Source organism: Lysobacter sp. KIS68-7, assembly GCF_021284745.1.
In the GTDB taxonomy this organism is placed as follows: domain Bacteria; phylum Pseudomonadota; class Gammaproteobacteria; order Xanthomonadales; family Xanthomonadaceae; genus Noviluteimonas.
On record NZ_CP089925.1, the window covers coordinates 832888 to 852224 of the forward strand.

20 protein-coding genes are annotated in these 19337 nt (G+C 68.1%); 8 read left to right on the top strand and 12 right to left on the bottom strand.

Annotated features, from left to right (window positions below; genetic code table 11):
• Positions 1-27: 27 nt before the first annotated feature.
• A complete protein-coding gene (gene rpoH, locus LVB87_RS03970; protein WP_232899621.1) occupies positions 28-906 on the bottom strand; it encodes an RNA polymerase sigma factor RpoH in 879 nt (292 codons plus the stop codon).
• A 381-nt stretch (positions 907-1287) separates the two neighbouring features.
• Here rpoH and LVB87_RS03975 point away from each other — a divergent pair, with 381 nt between their 5' ends.
• Together LVB87_RS03975 and LVB87_RS03980 are read left to right on the top strand one after the other, a co-directional pair.
• Positions 1288-1842, top strand: coding sequence for an Ax21 family protein (locus LVB87_RS03975; RefSeq protein WP_232899622.1), 555 nt, complete (start codon positions 1288-1290; stop codon positions 1840-1842).
• A gap of 172 nt (positions 1843-2014) precedes the next feature.
• Positions 2015-2605, top strand: a complete 591-nt coding sequence (locus LVB87_RS03980; RefSeq protein ID WP_232899623.1) for an outer membrane beta-barrel protein — start codon at positions 2015-2017, stop codon at positions 2603-2605.
• 47 nt (positions 2606-2652) lie between these two features.
• Here LVB87_RS03980 and LVB87_RS03985 read toward each other — a convergent pair whose 3' ends face one another.
• The 5 genes from LVB87_RS03985 to LVB87_RS04005 form a co-directional block, all read right to left on the bottom strand.
• Entirely contained in the window at positions 2653-3687 is a 1035-nt protein-coding gene (locus LVB87_RS03985; RefSeq protein ID WP_232899624.1) for an NAD(P)H-dependent glycerol-3-phosphate dehydrogenase, read from the bottom strand.
• A 6-nt stretch (positions 3688-3693) separates the two neighbouring features.
• Positions 3694-4209 carry a protein-export chaperone SecB gene (gene secB, locus LVB87_RS03990; protein ID WP_232899625.1) on the bottom strand — a complete coding sequence of 172 codons (516 nt, stop codon included), beginning with the start codon at positions 4207-4209 and terminating at the stop codon, positions 3694-3696.
• A gap of 59 nt (positions 4210-4268) precedes the next feature.
• Complete coding sequence (locus LVB87_RS03995) at positions 4269-4703, bottom strand: rhodanese-like domain-containing protein (RefSeq protein WP_232899626.1); 435 nt, start codon at positions 4701-4703, stop codon at positions 4269-4271.
• 100 nt (positions 4704-4803) lie between these two features.
• The gene (locus LVB87_RS04000; protein WP_232899627.1) at positions 4804-5235 is read right to left on the bottom strand and encodes a hypothetical protein; all 432 of its coding nucleotides are present in this window, start codon (positions 5233-5235) and stop codon (positions 4804-4806) included.
• 28 nt (positions 5236-5263) lie between these two features.
• Complete coding sequence (locus tag LVB87_RS04005; RefSeq protein WP_232899628.1) at positions 5264-5731, bottom strand: YiiD C-terminal domain-containing protein; 468 nt, start codon at positions 5729-5731, stop codon at positions 5264-5266.
• Positions 5732-5784: 53 nt separating this feature from the next.
• Here LVB87_RS04005 and LVB87_RS04010 point away from each other — a divergent pair, with 53 nt between their 5' ends.
• The 4 genes from LVB87_RS04010 to hemF are packed head-to-tail and all read left to right on the top strand — an operon-like array spanning position 5785 to position 9813.
• The gene (locus tag LVB87_RS04010) at positions 5785-6567 is read left to right on the top strand and encodes a uroporphyrinogen-III synthase (protein WP_232899629.1); all 783 of its coding nucleotides are present in this window, start codon (positions 5785-5787) and stop codon (positions 6565-6567) included.
• A 35-nt stretch (positions 6568-6602) separates the two neighbouring features.
• On the top strand, positions 6603-7595 hold the full coding sequence (locus LVB87_RS04015) for a uroporphyrinogen-III C-methyltransferase (protein WP_232899630.1): 993 nt from the start codon (positions 6603-6605) through the stop codon (positions 7593-7595).
• Between the two features lie 23 nt (positions 7596-7618).
• A complete protein-coding gene (locus LVB87_RS04020; protein ID WP_232899631.1) occupies positions 7619-8857 on the top strand; it encodes a heme biosynthesis HemY N-terminal domain-containing protein in 1239 nt (412 codons plus the stop codon).
• A 20-nt stretch (positions 8858-8877) separates the two neighbouring features.
• On the top strand, positions 8878-9813 hold the full coding sequence (hemF, locus tag LVB87_RS04025; protein WP_232899632.1) for an oxygen-dependent coproporphyrinogen oxidase: 936 nt from the start codon (positions 8878-8880) through the stop codon (positions 9811-9813).
• Here hemF and LVB87_RS04030 read toward each other — a convergent pair whose 3' ends face one another.
• A complete protein-coding gene (locus tag LVB87_RS04030; protein ID WP_232899633.1) occupies positions 9814-10305 on the bottom strand; it encodes a YetF domain-containing protein in 492 nt (163 codons plus the stop codon).
• 311 nt (positions 10306-10616) lie between these two features.
• Positions 10617-13394 carry a DNA polymerase I gene (gene polA, locus LVB87_RS04035; protein WP_232899634.1) on the bottom strand — a complete coding sequence of 926 codons (2778 nt, stop codon included), beginning with the start codon at positions 13392-13394 and terminating at the stop codon, positions 10617-10619.
• Positions 13395-13505: 111 nt separating this feature from the next.
• Between polA and LVB87_RS04040 the strand changes: the two genes are divergently transcribed.
• Together LVB87_RS04040 and LVB87_RS04045 are read left to right on the top strand one after the other, a co-directional pair.
• Positions 13506-13826 (top strand): DUF2782 domain-containing protein, encoded by a 321-nt coding sequence (locus LVB87_RS04040; protein WP_232899635.1) that lies wholly within the window; start codon positions 13506-13508, stop codon positions 13824-13826.
• A gap of 28 nt (positions 13827-13854) precedes the next feature.
• Entirely contained in the window at positions 13855-14049 is a 195-nt protein-coding gene (locus tag LVB87_RS04045) for a hypothetical protein (protein WP_232899636.1), read from the top strand.
• A gap of 19 nt (positions 14050-14068) precedes the next feature.
• Here LVB87_RS04045 and uvrD read toward each other — a convergent pair whose 3' ends face one another.
• The 4 genes from uvrD to LVB87_RS04065 are packed head-to-tail and all read right to left on the bottom strand — an operon-like array spanning position 14069 to position 19282.
• The gene (uvrD, locus tag LVB87_RS04050; protein WP_232899637.1) at positions 14069-16243 is read right to left on the bottom strand and encodes a DNA helicase II; all 2175 of its coding nucleotides are present in this window, start codon (positions 16241-16243) and stop codon (positions 14069-14071) included.
• Between the two features lie 39 nt (positions 16244-16282).
• Positions 16283-16933 (bottom strand): TIGR00645 family protein, encoded by a 651-nt coding sequence (locus LVB87_RS04055; RefSeq protein WP_232899638.1) that lies wholly within the window; start codon positions 16931-16933, stop codon positions 16283-16285.
• A 31-nt stretch (positions 16934-16964) separates the two neighbouring features.
• Positions 16965-18692: a GAF domain-containing protein gene (locus tag LVB87_RS04060; RefSeq protein ID WP_232899639.1), complete on the bottom strand. Its 1728-nt coding sequence runs from the start codon at positions 18690-18692 to the stop codon at positions 16965-16967.
• Positions 18689-19282 carry a biliverdin-producing heme oxygenase gene (locus LVB87_RS04065; protein ID WP_232899640.1) on the bottom strand — a complete coding sequence of 198 codons (594 nt, stop codon included), beginning with the start codon at positions 19280-19282 and terminating at the stop codon, positions 18689-18691. The genes LVB87_RS04060 and LVB87_RS04065 overlap by 4 nt, the downstream gene beginning before the upstream one ends.
• Positions 19283-19337 lie beyond the last annotated feature (55 nt).

Sequence of the window (19337 nt, forward strand, 5' to 3'; positions counted from 1 at the left end):
GCCGTCGCTGTTTCCTGCAATTGCGCCTTACGCGGTGAACAACGCCCGCATCTTCTTCAGCGCATTCGCTTCGACCTGGCGGATGCGTTCGGCCGACACGCCGTATTCGTCCGCGAGTTCCTGCAGCGTCACCTTGCTATCCGGATCGAGCCAACGACGCTTGACGATGTCGCGCGAGCGCGCGTCCAGGCGCGACAGGCCTTCGCGCAGCAGTTCGAGCTGGTTGTCTTCGCTGTCGGCACGCTCGTAGGCCTGCGACGGGTCTTCGTCGTTCGCCATGAGGTAGGCGACGGGCGCGGGCGGGCCGTGGTCGTCGTCCTCGCTGGCGGGCGCATCGAAACCGATGTCGCGACCCGACAGGCGCGCTTCCATCTCCATCACTTCGCGTTCGGAGACATTGAGGTCCTGCGCGACGGCGCGGACTTCCTCGGCATTCATCCAACCCAGGCGCGTCTTGCTCTTGCGCAGGTTGAAGAACAGCTTGCGCTGCGCCTTGGTGGTCGCGACCTTCACGATGCGCCAGTTCTTGAGGATGAACTCGTGCATCTCGGCGCGGATCCAGTGGACCGCGAAGCTGACCAGGCGCACGCCGACCGTCGGGTCGAAGCGCTTCACCGCCTTCATCAGGCCGATGTTGCCTTCCTGGATGAGGTCGCCCATCTGCAGGCCGTAGCCGTTGTAGCCACGTGCGACGTGCACGACGAAGCGCAGGTGCGAGAGCACGAGCTGCTTGGCTGCGTCGAGGTCGTCGCCGTCGCGGAAACGCGAAGCGAGGGCCTGCTCTTCCTCGACCGACAACACCGGGATCTGGTGCACGGCGCCGATGTAGGCGTCCAGCGAACCCAGGGCACTCGGGATCGGGAGGTTGTTGGCGATGAGCGCGTTGGAGGTGGTCACTTGAGTCATGGGCTGGATTCTAGCAATGGCCATCTTGGATCGATCCCCACCTGAAAAGTTTCAGCGTTGCATGAATGCAACAACGACCGCCGGGCCCGGGGTTTGGGTCGGCGATTGATGCCACATCGGGTGTCGCCGGCCTGTCAGGGCCCCGGCGACGAAAAGCGCCCTCCACCGTCTTGGGGACGCCACGGCAGAGCCACAAGGGGCGCCGTGCCTTGCGATCCGTCGCGCGCTCGAAGACTGGGATCCCGCTGAAAAGTTCCTGTACCCGCTGGTTTTGTATTCAGGGTCGGTTGCCGACCGTTGGGGAGAATCGCCGCCGCTCGGTGCCCAAACCTGAATACAGAAGGCGCCAGCTCCCCCCATGACCTAGAAAAGAGGTTTCGCATGAAGCGTTCCCTGCTCTCCCTGGCCTTCCTTGCGGCGCTCCCCTTTGCCGCCTCCGCTGCCGACGGCCTGTCCTACAACTACGTCGAAGGCGGCTACGCCAAGACCGACTCCGTGCGCGATGCCGACGGCTGGGGCCTCAACGGCTCGGTCGCCATCCATCCCAACTTCCACCTCTTCGGCGGTTGGTCGCACCAGGAGTTCGACAACACCAACTTCGACTTCGACCAGTACCGCTTCGGCGTCGGCTACAACCATCCGGTCGCCTCGAAGGTCGACCTCGTCACGCGCGTGGCTTACGAGAAGCTCGATGCCGGCAGCGCGCTCGATGCAGATGGCTACAGCATGGAAGTCGGCGTGCGTGGCGCTGCGAACGACATGTTCGAAGGCTATGCGATGGCCGGCTGGGAAGACTACGAAAAGGTCGACGGCGACTTCTACGGCAAGGTCGGCGCGCAGGCGAAGTTCAACCAGAACTGGGGCCTCGCCGGCGAAGTGAAGTTCATCCAGGGCGGCGACAAGCAGTGGTTCGTCGGCCCGCGCTTCACGTGGTGATGTCGCGTCGATCGCAATGAAAAAAGAAGCCCGGCATACGCCGGGCTTTCTTTCATGTCACTGGGCCGGAAGTCAGGGGAGAAAAAGTCAGGTTGCCTGAAATCCAATTGTTGTTACCTTGCGCGCGCCGCCGGAATGGGCGGCTTTTTTTATCTTCAGGGAATTAGACGTAATGAAGAAGCAAGTCATCGCGGCCGCGATCCTCCTCGCCGCGTCGTTCGGCGCGTTCGCTGCCGAACCGAGCTACACCTACGCCCAGGTCGGCGTCGCGCGCAACACGCTCGAGCTGGACAGCAACACGAACATGGACTTCGACGGCTGGAACGTCAGCGGCTCGTACGAGTTCGCCAAGGACTTCCACGCCTTCGGCGGTTACCAGAAGACCAGCAACAACGACATCCTCGACATGGACCTGGAAGAAGGCCAGATCGGCCTCGGCTGGCATCCGTCCATCGCCGACAACGCCGATGCGATCGTCGAGTTGAGCTACATCAACCAGCGCGTCGAAGCGTCGGCGTTCGGCGTCAGCGCGCACGACAGCGCCAACGGCTACAAGGCGTCGGTCGGCTTCCGCTCCGCGTTCAACGACGTCATCGTCGGCACGCTGAAGGCCAACTACACCGACGGCTCGGACCTGGACAGCGAGTTCACGCCGTCCTTCGGCCTGGAAGCGCGCTTCAGCCCGATGTGGTCGGTCGTCGGCGAAGCCGAAGTCGGCCGCGACATCAAGCGTTACACGGTCGGCGTCCGCGCGAGCTTCTGATCGCAGCGGCATCGGCAACGAAAAAGCCCGGCATCCGCCGGGCTTTTTTATTCGAACAACCCCGACGGATATTCGGGTTTCTGGTCGCGCGACATCAGCAGCTGCAAGGCTTTCCCCGGCGTGAGTTCGCCGTGCAGCACCGATTGCACGGCGCTGGTGATCGGCAGTTCGATGCCATGGCGTTCGGCCTGGCGCATCACTTCGTCGGCGGTCTGGATGGATTCCACGACCTGGCCGATTTCGCGCACGGCATCTTCGATGCTTTGCCCGCGACCGAGCGCGAGGCCCAGTCGGCGATTGCGCGACAGGTCGCCCGTGCAGGTGAGCACCAGGTCGCCGAGGCCTGCCAGACCCATCAGCGTTTCCGCCTTGCCGCCGATCGCGGCGTTCAGGCGCAGCATTTCGTTGAGGCCGCGCGTGATCATGCCGGCGCGCGCGTTGAGGCCGAGTTGCATGCCGTCGGCGACGCCGGTGGCGACGGCGAGGACGTTCTTCATCGCGCCACCGAGTTCGGCACCGAGCATGTCGTCGCCGGTGTAGGCGCGGAATGCGGGGCCGTGCAGCACGTCGGCGACCTGCTGCGAGAAGCCCTGCGAAGAACCGTGGACCGTCAGCGCCGTGGGCAGGCCCTGCGCGACTTCCTTCGCGAACGACGGCCCGGTGACCACCGCGACCGGCACGTCGCCGAGGACTTCGGCCGCGACTTCGTGCAGGAAACGCCCGGAGCCCGGTTCGAAGCCCTTGGTCGCCCACGACACGCCCGCATGCGCGGGCCGATGCGGTGCGAGCGCACGCAGCGTTTCCGCGAATGCGTGCGACGGCACGACGACGAGGACGAGGTCGCAGCCCGCGAGGGCCTTGGCCATGTCATCCGTCGCTTCGAGGGACTCCGGCAACGCAACGCCGGGGAGGTAACGCGCGTTCTCGTGCGTCGCCGCGAGCGCGGCGATCGCTTTTGCATCGCGACCCCACAGCACGGTGCGATGCCCGTGCCGTGCGATCAGCGCAGCGAGCGCGGTGCCCCAGGAGCCCGCGCCGAGGACGGCGACCGAAAGCGGTTGTATCGGTTCGACCGTCGCCATGGGCGATCAGGCGTTTCCGACCGTCTCCGTGCCGCCGAGGTCGGCGTTGCCGGAGGCCTGCATGGCGCGCTGGCGCAGGTTTTCCGCATACAGGCCTTCGAAATTGATCGGCTGCATGAAGAAGGGCGGGAAGCCGCCGGCCTGGATCAGGTTGGCCACCGTCGCCGCGGCGTAGGGATACAACAGGTTCGGGCACTGCGTGCCGAGCATCGCGTCGACACCGGCGTCCTCGAAGCCCGCCAGCGTGAACACGCCGGCCTGCTGCACTTCGGCCAGGTACGCGGTCTTGCCGGCCATGTTGCAGGTGAGCGTGATGCCGAGGACGACTTCGAACGCCGTGTCGCTCAGGCGCTGCACCTTCTGGTTGAGGTTCATCTGCAGCTCGGGCTGGCCCGGCTCGTTGAACACCTGCGGGGCGCCCGGCGCCTCGAACGAGACATCCTTGACGTAGATCTTCTCGACCGCAAAGGTCGCGCCTGCCTGCTGGCCCTGGAGGGCGCCGGTGGGGGTCTCATCGGACATTGCTGCTGACTCCGGAACTGCTGAAAAAGAGGGCGATTATGGCACGCGTCCGCGAGGCTTCAGCGGCCTTTCACCAAGGGAAGGTCGGCCTGCTGCCAGGCCTGGATACCGCCGTCGAGCCAATACACGTGTTCGAAGCCGGCCTGCTTCAGGCGCTTGGCCGCGCCCGCCGAGGCCTGGCCCGTGCGACACACCGCCACGACCGGGAGCGACTTCGCGTTCGCGAGCTGCTTGTTCTCCGGATCGAACTGGCTTTGCACCACGTTCTTGCTGCCGGGGATGTGGCCCTTCTCGAACTCGGACGTGGACGACAGGTCGATGACCAGCGCGTTCTCGCGGTTGATCAGCGCGGTCAGTGCCGCCGGCCGCAACGCCTTGTAGCTGCGGAACAAGCGGGCGACTTCGACATAGATGATGCCGATCGTCAGGCCCACCAGGGCCAGGGCGAGCGTCATGTGGCGGGTCGCGAAACCCAGCAATTCTTCAAGATTCACGAGGGGGACTGCGCAGCGGCCGCAATGGGCGAGGGGCGGCGATTGTCGCCCGCCCGCCGCCCGCGCGCAAAAGTGCCCGGCGCGCGGCCGGGCGCGTGGTTCAGTCCTTCCAGAGGTCCGGCAGGCCGACCACCAGCCACCAGGTCTTGGTTTCCGGCTCGAAGTGCCAGTGCTCGGTGTAGCGCGTGGAGCGCTCGGTGAGCGTGTGGCGGTTCACCAGGTCGATCTGGACCTCGCGCACCACGTCGCCGTCGGGCAGCGCCTGCGTGGCGACGTCGCGGTAACCGGCGATCTGGATCTGCTTGTAGCGCTCCAGTTCGACGTCGCTCATCGGATGCGCGTCGCGGTACTTGGGGTCCACCAGCATCCACGCGCCTTCGAAATCGCCCCAGCGGATCGCCGCGGAGTAGGCGTACTGCCTCTGGTCGAGCTGGCCCATCTGGTGCTTCGCCGACGCACACCCGGCGAGCAGCACGACGTTGGCGCACACGGCCAGCCAGGCAGCCCGCATCCAACCCTTCGACTTCGACATCGGATTCCTCCCCATGGACAGGGGCATCCTACCCTTTGCGGAATGCGACGAACCGCGCGCGGAAGGTGGCCGCATCGCGGCCGTCGGGAAGCGTGACGCGGGCGACGAGTTCGGTGCGCGCCTTGCCGCGCTCGGCGAGCGTGGCCAGGAAGGCGTGCCAGTCGGCCTCCGGCGCCGCGTGGGCCTCGGCCTGCAGGTCTTCGAACAAGGGCGCGAGATAGCGCACGGCGCTGTCGGCGACGAAGACATCCGCTTCCATGCCGGCGCTCTGCACGTGCAGCGTCACCAGTCCCCAGGCGGCGAGCGTCATCAGCGAGGAGAGGCTTCCCCCGAACGCGCAGCCCTTGTCGTTGACGTTGTGGGAGAGCGGCGCATGCAGGCGCAGGCGCTCGCCGTCGTAGCCGGCGATGGAGACCTGCATCGCGGCGACCGGCGGCATGCCGCGGTAGTGGGCGTCGAGATGTTCGAGGAGGTGTCCGGACAGCGTGTGCGTCATCGATCTTCAGGTTTGGCTTGCGGGAGGGCGCGGCACGCCACAAGCTGCGCGCCATGCGCGCGACCGCGAAACCGCAACCGCCGGCATGGTACGTGATCTCCCTGCGCCCGGTCGGGCAGCACGGGAGCGTCCGCCGTGCGGCCGCCCAGGCGGGCCTGGCCTGCATCGCGCTGTCGACGATGCGCATCGCACCGCAGGACGATGCGCGCACCCAAGCGGCCTTGGGGAAGGCGCTCGCCGCACCTTTCGTCGTGTTCACGAGTCCGAACGCCGTGCGGTGCGCATCGGCGCTGGCATCGCTGCGCGGCGCGCGCGGTCGTCGGGTGTTCGCGATCGGTGCCGGCACGGCTGCGGCCTTGCGTCGCGCCGGCATCGCTGGTGTCCAGGTGCCGCCGCGCGCGGATAGCGACGCGTTGCTTGCACTCGATGCGCTGCAGGACGTCGGCGGTCGGCGTGTCGGCCTGGTCACCGCGCCCGGGGGCCGCGATCGCATCGCGCCAGGCCTGCGTGCGCGCGGCGCCGAGGTCGTGCGCGCCGATGTCTATGCGCGCGAAGCACAGGCGCCCATGCCGCGCGCCTGGAACGCCCTGCGCGCCGTTCGCGGCAAGCTCGCCATCGCCTTGAGCAGCGGCGATGCGCTGGACACGCTGATGGCGCACGTACCCGGGGACTTGCGTGGCCGTCTGCTCGGCGCGCGCATCCTCGCGGGCAGCGAGCGCCTGGCCGACATCGCGCAGCGCCATGGCTTCGACGACATCCGCGTGGCAGAGGGCGCCCGACCCGCCGAACTGCTCGCGGTCGTGCGTGACGGCCGGCCACGACGCGCCATCCGTTAGCATCCTCGCACCGCTCGACGCGCCCGCCCCCCGCCGTGATCGACTCCAACGACGCTCCCGACACCCCCACCTCCTCGCCCACGCCTGCGGCGAATCGCAGCCGCGCGCCGCTCGCATTGCTTGCGTTGCTGCTGCTCGCCCTCGCGGGTGCCTGGGGCTGGCGCGAATGGCGCATCCGCGCAGAATCCGACCGCGCCGCCGCCGACGATGCATCGCAGCGACTCAGCGCAATCGAGGCGCGCATGGACGCGTTGCGCAACGAACAGCGCACCAACACGCAACGCCTGCAGCAGGCCGAAGCCACCAATCGTTTGCTGCGCGACGAACTGCTCGGCATCGGACAACGCGCCGCCTTGCTGGAAGACAGCGTGTCCAAGCTCGCCGATCCCGATCGCCACGGCGCGCAGGCGCTGCGGTTGGATGAAGTGGAAATGCTGCTCGGCATGGCGCAACAACGATTGCAGCTCGCCTCCGACCTGGACGGCGCGAAGCGCGCGTATGCGCTCGCGGCCGGACTGCTCGATGGCGTGGACGACCCCGCTTACCTGAGCCTCAAGCAGACGCTGGCGCAGGAGCGCGGCGCACTCGATGAGGCGCACGTGGATCCCGCACGCACGGCGGCGTCGAAGCTGTCGGCGATCGAACGCGCGTTGCCCGCGTTGCCGATCACGGCGTCGACTTCGGGCACGCAAGCGCGCGCGTGGTGGGAACGCATCCTTTCGCGCCTGGTCGACGTGCGACCGAGCGACCGCGCACAACTGCGTTCCGCATCGGATCGGGCCGCCGGCCTGGAAGCACTCGCCATCGAATTCACGCTCGCGCGTGCAGCCTTGGAGCGTCGCGACACCACGGCATGGCGCGACGCCCTCGCACGCGCCGATGCCTGGCTGCCGCGCCTGTGGCCCGACTCGCCCGCGTTGCGCGCGCAACGCGCGAGCCTGCAGGGACTGCGCGCGCAGGCGCTTGCGGTGTCCTCCCCGGTGCTGGGCACCACGCTCGTGCAATTGCGGTCGATGCGCGCCCGCTGAAAGTTTCGAAAGGAGGCGACCCCATGAACCTGTTCCGCAATCTCCTGTTCTGGTTGGTGCTGGTTCTCGTGGGGGCCCTGGTCGCGCAGCTGCTCGTGCAGGATCCGGGTGAAGTGCTGGTGCGCTTCCGCGGGCACGACTACCAGAGCACGTTGGTCGGCGCGCTGTTGCTGCTGGTGCTGGGGCTCGCGGCGCTGTGGCTGGCGTGGACGGTGCTCGCACTGCCGTTCCGCGGATGGCGCGGCTTCCGACGCCGCCAGGTGCGTGCGCGCCTCACCGATGGACTGGGCGCGCTGCACCAGGGCCATTGGGTGCGCGCGGAAAAACTGCTCGACCAGGCGGCCGAAGGCGACGACGCCGCGGCCGTTGCACGCGTCGCGGCCGCGCAAGCTGCCGATGCACGCGCGGATGCGGCAGCGGCGACGCGGCAGATCGACGCGCTGTCGACGCGACATCCGATCGCGGCGGCGCTCGCACGCGCGGATCGCACGATCGCCACCGATCCGGCGGCTGCGCTTTCCGCATTGGATGCGCCGGGTGCGCAACCGCTTCCGCCGCGCGGCCTGCTGCTGCGCGCGCAGGCGCTCGCGAAACTCGGCCGCGCGCACGAGGCCTACGGCATGCTCGGCGCCCTGCGCCAGCAACAGGCCGCGCCCGCCGCGGAGCTGGATGCATGGCAGGCGCGCTGGGCCGCGGCCTCGCTCACCGAAGCCGTCGATGCGAATGCGCTCGCCGATCGCTGGGACGCGTTGCCCAAACCGCTGCAGGCCGATCCGATCGTCGTCGCCGCGTACGCCGCGCGCGCATCGGACATGCGCTGGGACGATGCCGCCGCGCGCAACATCGAACAGGCGCTCGCCACGCGCTGGGACGAGTCGCTGGTCGACCTCTACGGTCGGCTGCCGACCACCGCCGCGCCCGATGCGCGCCGCGAACAACTCGCGCGCTGGTTGCAGGCGCATCCGGAAAGCCCCGCGACACTGCTCGCCCTCGCGCGCCTGCAGCCTTGGCCGACCGCGGAGGCGAGCCTGCATCGCGCCGTCGCACAAGGTGGCGGTGCGCGTGCGTGGGAGGCCTTGGCCGAAGGCTATGCCGCTTCGGGCGACCCCGAATGCGCCCGCCTGTCCTACGCCAATGCGCTGCGCGCGACCCGCGGCGAGCCCGTGCTCCCGCTGCCCAACCGCGACCTGCGGCAACAGATCCAGGACGCAGCGGCCATCGAGATCCGCGACGAGCACGGCCTGCCCCGCCTGCGGGAGTGAGCCTCGCTAGAATGCCGGGCATGCATCCGGCCCACCTCGAAGACGATGCGGACTTCGCCCGCGTCCGCGAATTCCTGACCGACCTGCAGGACCGCATCTGCGCGGCGATCGAGACCGCCGACGGCGGTGCACGCTTCGTCGAGGATCGCTGGACGCGCAAGGAAGGCGGCGGCGGACGCACCCGCCTGCTGCGCGACGGCAAGGTGTTCGAACAGGCGGGCATCGGGTTCTCCGACGTATCGGGCTCGAAGCTGCCGCCGTCCGCGACCGCGGCGCGGCCCGAACTCGCCGGCGCGACGTGGCGCGCGGTCGGCGTGTCGCTCGTCTTCCATCCGCACAATCCTTACCTGCCGACGACGCACGCCAACGTCCGCCACTTCCGCGCGATGCGCGACGGGCGCACGGTGGCCTGGTGGTTCGGCGGCGGCTTCGACCTCACGCCCTTCTATCCGTACGACGAAGACGTGCTGCACTGGCATCGCACGGCCCGCGCGCTGTGCGAGCCCTTCGGCGGGCAGGCACGCTACGAGGCGCACAAGCGCTGGTGCGACGAATACTTCCTCCTGAAGCACCGCGACGAGACGCGCGGCGTGGGCGGCCTGTTCTTCGACGACCTGCACGAGGACTTCGAACGCGACTTCGCCTACATGCGCGCGGTCGGCGACGGCTTCCTCGATGCGTACCTGCCCCTCGTCGAGCGTCGGCGCGACACGCCGTTCGGCGAGCGCGAGCGCAACTTCCAGTTGTATCGCCGCGGGCGCTACGTCGAATTCAACCTGGTGTTCGACCGCGGCACGCTGTTCGGGCTGCAGAGCGGCGGGCGCACGGAGTCGATCCTGATGAGCCTGCCGCCGATGGTGCGCTGGGAATACGGCTATGCGCCGCAGGAAGGCAGCCCCGAGGCGCGGCTGGCCGATTACCTGCGGCCGCGCGACTGGCTCGGCGAGCTGCGCTGATCAGATCGCCGAGTCGACCGGCGACGGACGCTCCCGCGGCACCACGCTGATCCGGCCATCGGTTTCCAGGATCGCGATCTGGACGTCCGTGAGGGTGAGCTCGCCGTTCTGGCGCAGGGCTTCCTCGAAATCGTTGCGGCTGACGAGCTCCCGGCGCAGGACGTCCTCGTACAGGTGTCCGTTGCGCGCCAGGATCACGGGCACGCCTTCGATCCAGCGCTCCACGGTGCGATTGCGCGAAGCCAGGAAACCCGTGGTCCAGTTCAGCGCGATCAGGATCGCGGCCAGCATCAGGCCGCCCATCAGCGAGGTGTCCGTGCCCAGCAGTGCGTTCTGCACCGCATTGCCGAGCAGGACGATGAGCAGGACGTCGAACGGGGTGAACTGGCCCATCGTCCGCTTGCCGGACAGGCGGATCAGGAACAGCAGCACGACGTAGACCACGACCGCCCGCAGCAGGTATTCCCAGACAGGCATCGCCAGATCGAACATCGTTTTCCCCCTTCGCGCAGCGCGTGGGCCGACTGTCGGCCAATTCAGGATCGCAATCAACAAATCGCAGGCAATAAAAAGCCCCGCAGGCCAGGGGGAGACCGGCGGGGCCGGGGAGCGGGACTTGGGGAGGAGTCCGCTCCGGGGATCACTCCAGGGGAGGGAGAGATCAGCGTCAGACCTTGCATCTGACGCGAGCTATGAGACCACCGGGTACATGGATGGTTCGTGAAGATTCAGGTTAAGAACCTGTTGGATTCAGGAAGAATTCATGCCGTCGGGACGGTCCTCATCAACCTCACGCGAGCTCATCAGTGGGCTTCATCCCAATTGGCGCCGCGTCCTGCATCGACCACGAGGGGCACGCGCAGTTCTGCGGCAGCGGACATGCGGTCCTTCGCGCCCGCGATGAGGTCCTCGACGAACGCATCCTCCACTTCGAACACCAGTTCGTCGTGCACCTGCAGCAGCATCAGCGCGCGGCCATCGAGCGTGGACAGCCAGGCATCGATCGCGATCATCGCGCGCTTGACGATGTCCGCCGCGGTGCCCTGCATCGGCGCGTTGATCGCCGCGCGTTCTGCACCCGCGCGCAGGCCGGCGTTGCGCGCGGAAATGTTCTCCAGGTGCAGGCGGCGCCCGAACACGGTTTCGACGTAGCCGCGCTCGCGCGCTTCCACGCGCGTGCGCTCCATGAAATCGCGCACGCCCGGGTACCGCGAGAAATACAGCGCGATGTAGTCCTGCGCTTCGCCGCGCCCGATGCCGAGCTGGCGCGCCAGGCCGAAGGCGCTCATGCCGTACATCAGGCCGAAGTTGATCGCCTTCGCCGCGCGGCGCTCGTTGCCGGAGACTTCCTCGAGCGTCTTGCCGAACACTTCCGCCGCGGTCGCGCGGTGGATGTCGTCGCCGGAGGTGAAGGCGCGCAGCAGGTTCGGGTCTTCCGACAGGTGCGCCATGATGCGCAGCTCGATCTGCGAGTAGTCGCAGGCCACGATGCTGCGGCCGGGCGGTGCGATGAACGCGCGGCGGATGCGGCGCCCGTCCTCGGTGCGGATCGGGATGTTCTGCAGGTTCGGATCCGACGAGGCCAAGCGCCCCGTGGCCGCACCGGCCTGGTGGTAACTGGTGTGCACGCGCCCGGTGTTGCGGTTCACCATCTCCGGCAACTTGTCGGTGTAGGTGCTGCGCAATTTCGCGAGGCCGCGGTACTCCAGGATGATGCGCGGCAACTCGTGCAGGTCGGCGATCGCTTCGAGCGCTTCTTCGTTCACGCTCGGCTGGCCAGACGGCGTCTTCACCTGCACGGGCAGCTTGAGTTCGTCGAACAGCAGTTGCCCCACCTGCTTCGGCGAGTCGAGGCTGAAGGTGCGGCCCGCGAGGTCGGTGGCGCGTTGCTGCGCGTCGAGCATGCGCTTGCCCATGTCCGCGGACTGGCGCTTGAGTTCCGCCACGTCCACGAGGATGCCGTTGGCTTCCACGCGCTCGAGCACCTGCACCAGCGGGATTTCGATCTCGCGGTAGACGCGTTCCAGCGAGGGCTCCGAGGCGAGCTTCGGGCGCAAGGCCGCGTGCAGGCGGAGCACCACGTCGGCGTCTTCGGCGGCGTAGCGCGTGGCGTCGTCGAGCGCGACATGCGAGAAAGGAATCTGCTTCGCACCCTTGCCCGCGACGTCTTCGTAGGCAACGGTGTCGTAGCCGAGGTAGCGCTTGGCGAGCGAATCCAGGTCGTGCCGGCTCGCGCCCGCGTTCCACACGAAGCTTTCCAGCATCGTGTCGTCGTCGTAGCCGTGCACCACCACGCCGTGGCAGCGCAGCACGTGCAGGTCGTACTTGCCGTGCTGGCCAAGCTTGCGTTTGTTCGCGTCGGTGAAGAGCGGACGCAGCGCGTCGAGCACGACCTCGCGCGGGAGCTGCTGCGGCGCGCCCGGATAATCGTGGCCGAAGGGAATGTAGGCCGCATGGCCCGTTTCGACGGCAACGCTGACGCCGATCAGGTTTGCACTCAGCGGATCGAAGGAATCGGTTTCCGTGTCGAACGCAAAGCCCTCGGCCGCTTGCAGCTTCGCGATCCACGCATCGAGCTGCGCCTGCGTGAGCACGGTTTCGTACTCGCCCTTCGCCGCGAGCGCGGGATCCGGCGCTTCCGTCGGTGCCGCACCCGTGCGCGCCCAGCCGGCTTCGGTGCCGCGCATCGAGACCTTGCGTTCGGCGGCCTTCGGCGCAGGCGTGCCATCGAGTTCGCGCAGCGCTGCGTTGAAACCGTAGCGCGCGAAGAGGATGCGCAGCTTGTCGACGTCGCGCGGACGCAGCGTCATCGCATGCGCCGCCTGGTCCAGCGGCACGTCCGTCTTGATCGTCACCAGCGTGCGGTTGAGCGGCAGTCGCGGCAGGGCCGCGCGCAGGTTCTCGCCGATCTTGCCGCCGATCTTCTCCACGTTCGCGATCACGCCATCGAGCGTGTCGTACTCGGCGAGCCATTTCGCGGCGGTTTTCGGCCCGCATTTCTCCACGCCGGGCACGTTGTCCACCGCATCGCCCATCAGCGCGAGCATGTCGACGATCTGACGCGCGTGCACGCCGAACTTCGCGAACACGGCCTCGTCGCTGTCCAGCACGCTGCCGCTCATCGTGTTCACGAGCTTGATGCTGCCGGCGTTGCCGGGCTCCCGCACGAGCTGCGCGAAATCCTTGTCGCCGGTGGAGATGGTCACGTCGCTGCCTGCGTCCGCGGCTTCGAGTGCAAGCGTGCCGATCACGTCGTCGGCTTCCACGCCGCCGATGCGCAGCAAGGGAAAGCCGAGCGCCTGCACGATTTCGCACATGGGCTCGACCTGCGCGCGCAGGTCATCGGGCATCGCCGAGCGGTTGGCCTTGTACTCGGGGTACAGGTCGTCGCGGAAGGTCTTGCCCGGGGCGTCGACCACGAAGACCGCGCAGTCCGGCTGCTCGGCCAGCGTGGCGCGGAGCATGTTCACGACGCCGAACAGCGCGCCGGTGGGTTCGCCGGCGCTGTTGGTGAGCGGGGGAAGCGCGTGGAACGCGCGGTACAGGTACGAGGACCCGTCGATCAGGACCAGTCTTGGCATCCGGGGATTCTACGCCCGCCCCGGCGCGCGTCCGACCGCCGGCCGACACCTTTCCGACACATCGGCCGGGCGTATATTTCTTTCCCGTTCGCCACAGCAGGAGGCTTGGCCATGAAGACGCACGCTGCCCGCATCGCACGCCGTATCGTCTGGCCCGCCATCGCGCTTGCCGCGTTGCTGCCGGCCGCCTGCGCCACGGTGGATCCGAACGCACCGCCCACCCCGGCCAACGCGGCCGAATCCACCCGCACCGAAACCAACGGCGACGTCGTCACCGAGTACCGCGTGAACGGCGCGCTCGCGATGGTCCGCATCTCGCCCAAGCGCGGGCCGGTCTACTACCTGGTGGACAGCGACGGCGACGGACACCTGGACCGCACGCCGCAGGGCACGCGCGACACGCCGGTGTATTTCAAGTTGTACGAGTGGTGACTCTCCTCACCGCCCAGCGGAGGCCATGATGACCAAGCTCGACAAGCCGATCCGTCGCGAACTCCAGATCGGCGAACAGCTCTACACGCTGACCATCGCACCCGACGGGCTCAAGCTCGTCGAGAAAGGCCGCCGCAAGGGCATCGAGCTGGCATGGAACGCACTGGTGAGCGGCGATGCCGCACTGGCCAGCGCGCTACAGGCCTCCGTCGGCCACGACTGAAGGCCCAGGCGGGCTGGGGTCAGGCGGGCTGCAAGTTCGCGTAAGCGAGCACCAGCCACTTCGAACCGGCGTCGTCGAAATTCACCTGCACGCGGGCGTGCGCGCCCGTTCCTTCGTAATCGGTGACCACGCCGATGCCGAAGGTGGGGTGGCGCACGTTCGAACCCAGCTTCACGGGCGGCGGATCGACCGCCGCCACCGCGAACTCGCGCCGGCCCTGCGGCGCGTAAGGCCGCGAGACCTGCACGCGCGGGCGCACTTCGTTGAGCAGGGGCGCGGGGATTTCGCGCAGGAAGCGGGAAGGAATGCCGTACATGTCCGAGCCGTGGATGCGGCGCGCCTCGGCGTAACTGAGCACGAGCTTCTGCCGCGCGCGCGTGATGCCCACGTAGGCCAGGCGCCGCTCTTCCTCCAATCGCCCGGGCTCTTCCGACGACTTCGTGTTCGGGAACAGGCCCTCCTCCAATCCCGCGAGGAAGACGAGCGGAAACTCCAGGCCCTTCGCGCTGTGCAGCGTCATCAGCTGCACGCCGTCCTCGCCCGCCTGCGCCTGGCCTTCGCCCGCTTCGAGGGCGGCGTAGCTCAGGAACGCGACGAGTTCGCTCAGCGCGGCCGATTCCTCGTCGTCGCCGTGCACGAAGCGCGAAGCGACCGACACGAGTTCGTCCAGGTTGTCCGTGCGCGAATCCAGCTGGCCCTTCGATTCGTTGGCGTAGTGCTCGCGCAACGCGCTGCGGGCGAGCACATGGTCGATCTTCTCCTGCAGCGGCAGTGCGGCGGTTTCGACTTGCAGCGCCTCGATCAGCATCTGGAAACCAGCGAGTGCGTTGCGCGAGCGCGCGGCGAGGACCGTGCCCTGGCTGGTGCGCTTCGCCGCTTCCCACAGATCGATCGCGTCTTCGCGCGCGCGACGGCGTACTTCGTCGAGCGTGCGCTCGCCGATGCCGCGTGCGGGCGTGTTGACCGCGCGTTCGAAGGCCGCATCGTCCGCACGATTGGTGATCAGGCGCAGGTAGGCCAGCGTGTCCTTGATTTCGGCGCGCTCGAAGAAGCGCATGCCGCCATACACGCGGTAGGGAATCTGTTCGGCCAGCAAGCCTTCTTCGAACGCACGCGACTGCGCGTTGCTGCGGTACAGGATCGCGCACTCGCCGTGGCTGCCGCCGTCGCGTACCCATTGGCGGATGCGTTCGACGACGAAGCGCGCTTCGTCGATTTCGTTGTAGGCCGCGTACAGGTCGATGGCCTCGCCCTCGCCCGCGTCGGTCCACAACTGCTTGCCGAGACGATCGGGGTTGTGCGCGATCACCGCGTTCGCGGCGTTGAGGATGTTGGAAGTGGAGCGGTAGTTCTGCTCCAGGCGCAGCGTCGAAGCGCCCGGATAGTCGCGCAGGAAGCGCTGCACGTTCTCGACCTTGGCGCCGCGCCAGCCATAAATGGCCTGGTCGTCGTCGCCCACCACGAACACATGGCCCGTATCGCCCGCGAGCAGGCGCACGAAGCCGTACTGGATCGCGTTGGTGTCCTGGAACTCGTCGATCAGCAGTTCGCCGAAGCGATGGCGGTAGTGCGCGAGCAGGCCCGCGTTGTCGCGCAGCAGTTCGTGCGCACGCAGCAGCAGCTCGGCGAAATCGACCAGGCCCGCGCGCTCGCAGCGTTCCTGGTAGGCGGCGTAGGCGCGCCGCATCGTGTCCATGAACCAGTCGCTGCCGGGCTGGATGTGTTCGGCGCGGCGGCCTTCGTCCTTCTGCGCATTGATCCACCACGCGATCTGGCGCGGCGGGAAGCGCGTGTCGTCGAGTTCCAGTTGCTGCACGACGCGCTTGACCAGGCGCAGCTGGTCGTCCGAATCGAGCACCTGGAAGCCTTCCGGCAACCGCGCATCCTGCCAGTGCATGCGCAGCAGGCGATGCGCGAGGCCGTGGAAGGTGCCGATCCACATGCCGCGCGTGCCGTGCCGCAGCAGGTGCTCCGCACGATGGCGCAGCTCGCCCGCGGCCTTGTTGGTGAAGGTCACCGCGAGGATGCCGTGCGGCGGCACGCCCATCACTTCGGTGAGCCACGCGATGCGGTGCATGAGCACGCGCGTCTTGCCGCTGCCGGCGCCGGCGAGGACGAGATAGTGCCCGGCGGGCGCAGTGACGGCCTCGCGCTGGGCCGGATTCAGCGCGTCGAGCAGGTGGGAGACATCCATGCGCGCCATTCTAAAACGGCGCGCACGGTGGCGTTTGCCTCAATGCGCGTGGGCGTGCTCGCGCTTGCTGGCCGCGCCCGTCATCAGTTTGTCGGTCCAGGCGATGCCCAGCGCCGAAACGATGAACACGCTGTGGATGATGGTCTGCCACAGCACGCCGGTGGCCGTGATGGTGGTGCAGGCCTTCAGGCTCGTGCCCGCCAGCGCGCGCACCGCTTCGATGCCCGCGGGCGAGGCGCACAGCGGCAGGCCATCGACCATGCCGACTTCGATGAAGCTCTTGAGGAGGTGGATCGAGGAGATGCCGATGATGGCCATCGCGAGCTTCACCTTCAGCACGCTCGCGTTGACGTGGCTCAGCCACTCCGGCTGGTCGGGATGGTTGTGCAGGCGCAGGCGCGAGACGAAGGTTTCGTAGCCGCCGACGATCACCATCACCAGCAGGTTCGAGATCATCACCACGTCGATCAGGCCGAGGACGATCAGCATGATTTCCTGTTCGCCCAGGTGCGGCGTGGCGGAAATCAGGTGCAGCAGTTCCTTCACGAACAGGTAGACGTACACGCCCTGCGCGACGATCAGCCCGAGGTAGAGCGGAAGCTGCAGCCAGCGCGAGGAAAAGATCAGCGCGGGCAGCGGATTGAGGCGTTGGGTGGCGGGGGTGGCGTCGGACGCGCGGAAATCGGACATGAGCTCGGTCGGCGGGGGGAGGCCACCGACCTTACGACAGGGAATTCCCCAGCATCAACTGCCGCAGTTCCGCTTCGAGCGCCGCGATGCGCTCGCCGATACGCGCGGTTTCCGCGTCTTCGAGGTGGCCGAGCCCGTCGAGCAGGGCGCCGAGCTGGTCCAGGCGCGACTTCTGTTCCGAGAGCACGTGGCGACGACGGAACAGGCGCATGTCGCTGACATTCTCCGCATCGTCGGGCAGCGGTTGCCACGGGCGCTCCTGCAACAACCAACGCAGGCGCTCGGCGGCGGTGCGATCGGCGTCGGACCACGGCAGGCTCCGGCCGCGCACGGTTTCGCGCCAACTGGCGAAACTCTTGCGCGGTGCGATGCGCACGCCGTCGTCGGTGGCGACCATGGGTTTGTGCGGATCGCCCGCCCACACGACGTCTTCCACCTGTTCGCGGCGAAAGAACAACAGCCAGTCGTCGCGACGTCCGAAGCGGATCGCGAGCACGCCCGCGAGGCCTTCGTTCGCATCGGGCAGGAGCCAGGACGCGGCGTGGTCGGTGGCCGGCAAGCGATCGGCGCCTTGCCCGCGCGCCCATTCGAGGGCGTGCGGGAGGCCGTCCAGCGTCGGCGTGCGGCCGTGCGTGTGCCATTGACCGTCGCTGCGCAGCGCGATGCCATCGCACGGCACCGCGCTTTCCAGCAGGTCCAGCGCGCCGATGAGCGATGTCGAGAGGTCCTCACGCCCGGACAGCCGCAGCGCGAGCCTGTCGCGCACTTCGCGCGCGCGCGATTCGTGCTGCATGGCGATGGCTTGTTCCGCGGCCGACACCCGCATGGACACGAACAGGCTGAACATGTCCGCCGCCGCACGCACGGAGGGCGGCACGAGGCGGGGTTCGCGGTGATGGCACGCGATCAGGCCCCACAAGCGCCCGCCGCTGACGATCGACACCGACATCGATGCGGCCACGCCCATGTTCCGCAGGTATTCCAGGTGCACGGGCGAGACGCTGCGCAAGGCGTGCTGGCTCAGGTCGAGCGGCGCGCCCGCGACATCGCGGCCCGGCAGGATCGGGACCGCCTGGTATCGCGAATCCGGGATCACGCGGATGCGGTTGCGCACGTACAGCGCGCGCGCCTGCGCCGGAATGTCGGAGGCGGGGAAGCGCAGGCCGAGGAAGGGTTCCATGTCGTCGGCACGCGCTTCGGCGATGACTTCACCTGCGTCGTCGTGGCGGAAGCGATACACCATCACGCGGTCGTAGCCGGTGAGCTGGCGGATTTCCTCCGCGCTGCGCTGGTGGAAGCCACGCATGTCGGCGGCCCCGCTCACGCGCGAGATCATGCGTTGCGCGACGACGGTGGGCGCCTGGCGAACGGCGTTGACCGTGCGCGGCTCGATCTCCAGGTGCACCAAGCCACTGGCGACATGCACGCTGATGTCGCACAGGTGCGCCAGCGCGCCGATGTTGCCGACCGCGGCGCGTTGCGGCGTCGCACCCGGTTCCAGCAAGGCGATGGCCTCGAGCAAGGGTTGCAACACATCGTCTGCAACGTGTTCCCCCAGGCGCTTGCCGATGACCTGGTCCGGCGGCATGTCGAGCAACCCGGCGATGTTGGCCGAGGCGTGCCGCACCACCCAGTCCGGAAGCGTGCAGCTGAGGAGATAGCCGTGCGGCTGGATCGCGCCACTGAGATGGATGGCCTCGCGCGCGCAGTCCATCTCGCCGGGCGTGCCAAGCGTGCGGTCGTCGTTCTGCAAGATCATCCTCCGGCGCCGGCGTGCGCCAGGTCGGCACGATGGAATTCGTGTTCGGCGCAGGCGAAGGCGCGTGCGGCAGCTTCGAGCATCGTGCGCTCGCCGGCAGTGTCGAAGTCGGCGTCTTCCAGGCACTGCACGAAGGCGCGCCAGCGCTTGCCCGCGCCGAGGCCGCCGTGACGATGCAGGAAGGTGGCACCGGTGCCCGCTTGGTGGCCGAGGGCACGCGCGTCGCCGACCAGTTGCGTCGCGCCGAGGGCGGAGCCTTCGATCACGTACAGCAGCCCCGCGGCATCCGCGTCGTTGGCGACGGTGAGCGCAGGACCTGCGGTGAGCGGCGCGAGCGAGAGTGCGCCGAGGTCTTCATCGAGCCAGGGCGTGCGCGCGGTATCGCGCCACGCATGCCAGCCCGGGCCGAGCGTCGCCGTGGCGAGCGCGCGTTCGGCGTTGGCGACGAACGCGTGCATGCCCAGCAGGTACACGCGGTATTGGCGCGCTTCGCGCAAACCCTGCGCGAAGCGTGCATCGAGGCGAACGTGCGCGGTGCCGGTGGCGCCGCGCAGTCGATCGCGATATCCGTTGTCTGCGGCTGCGGTCATGGGCGCACACCCTACACGAGTGCGCACACGCCGATTTCACCCAACAGGACGGTAG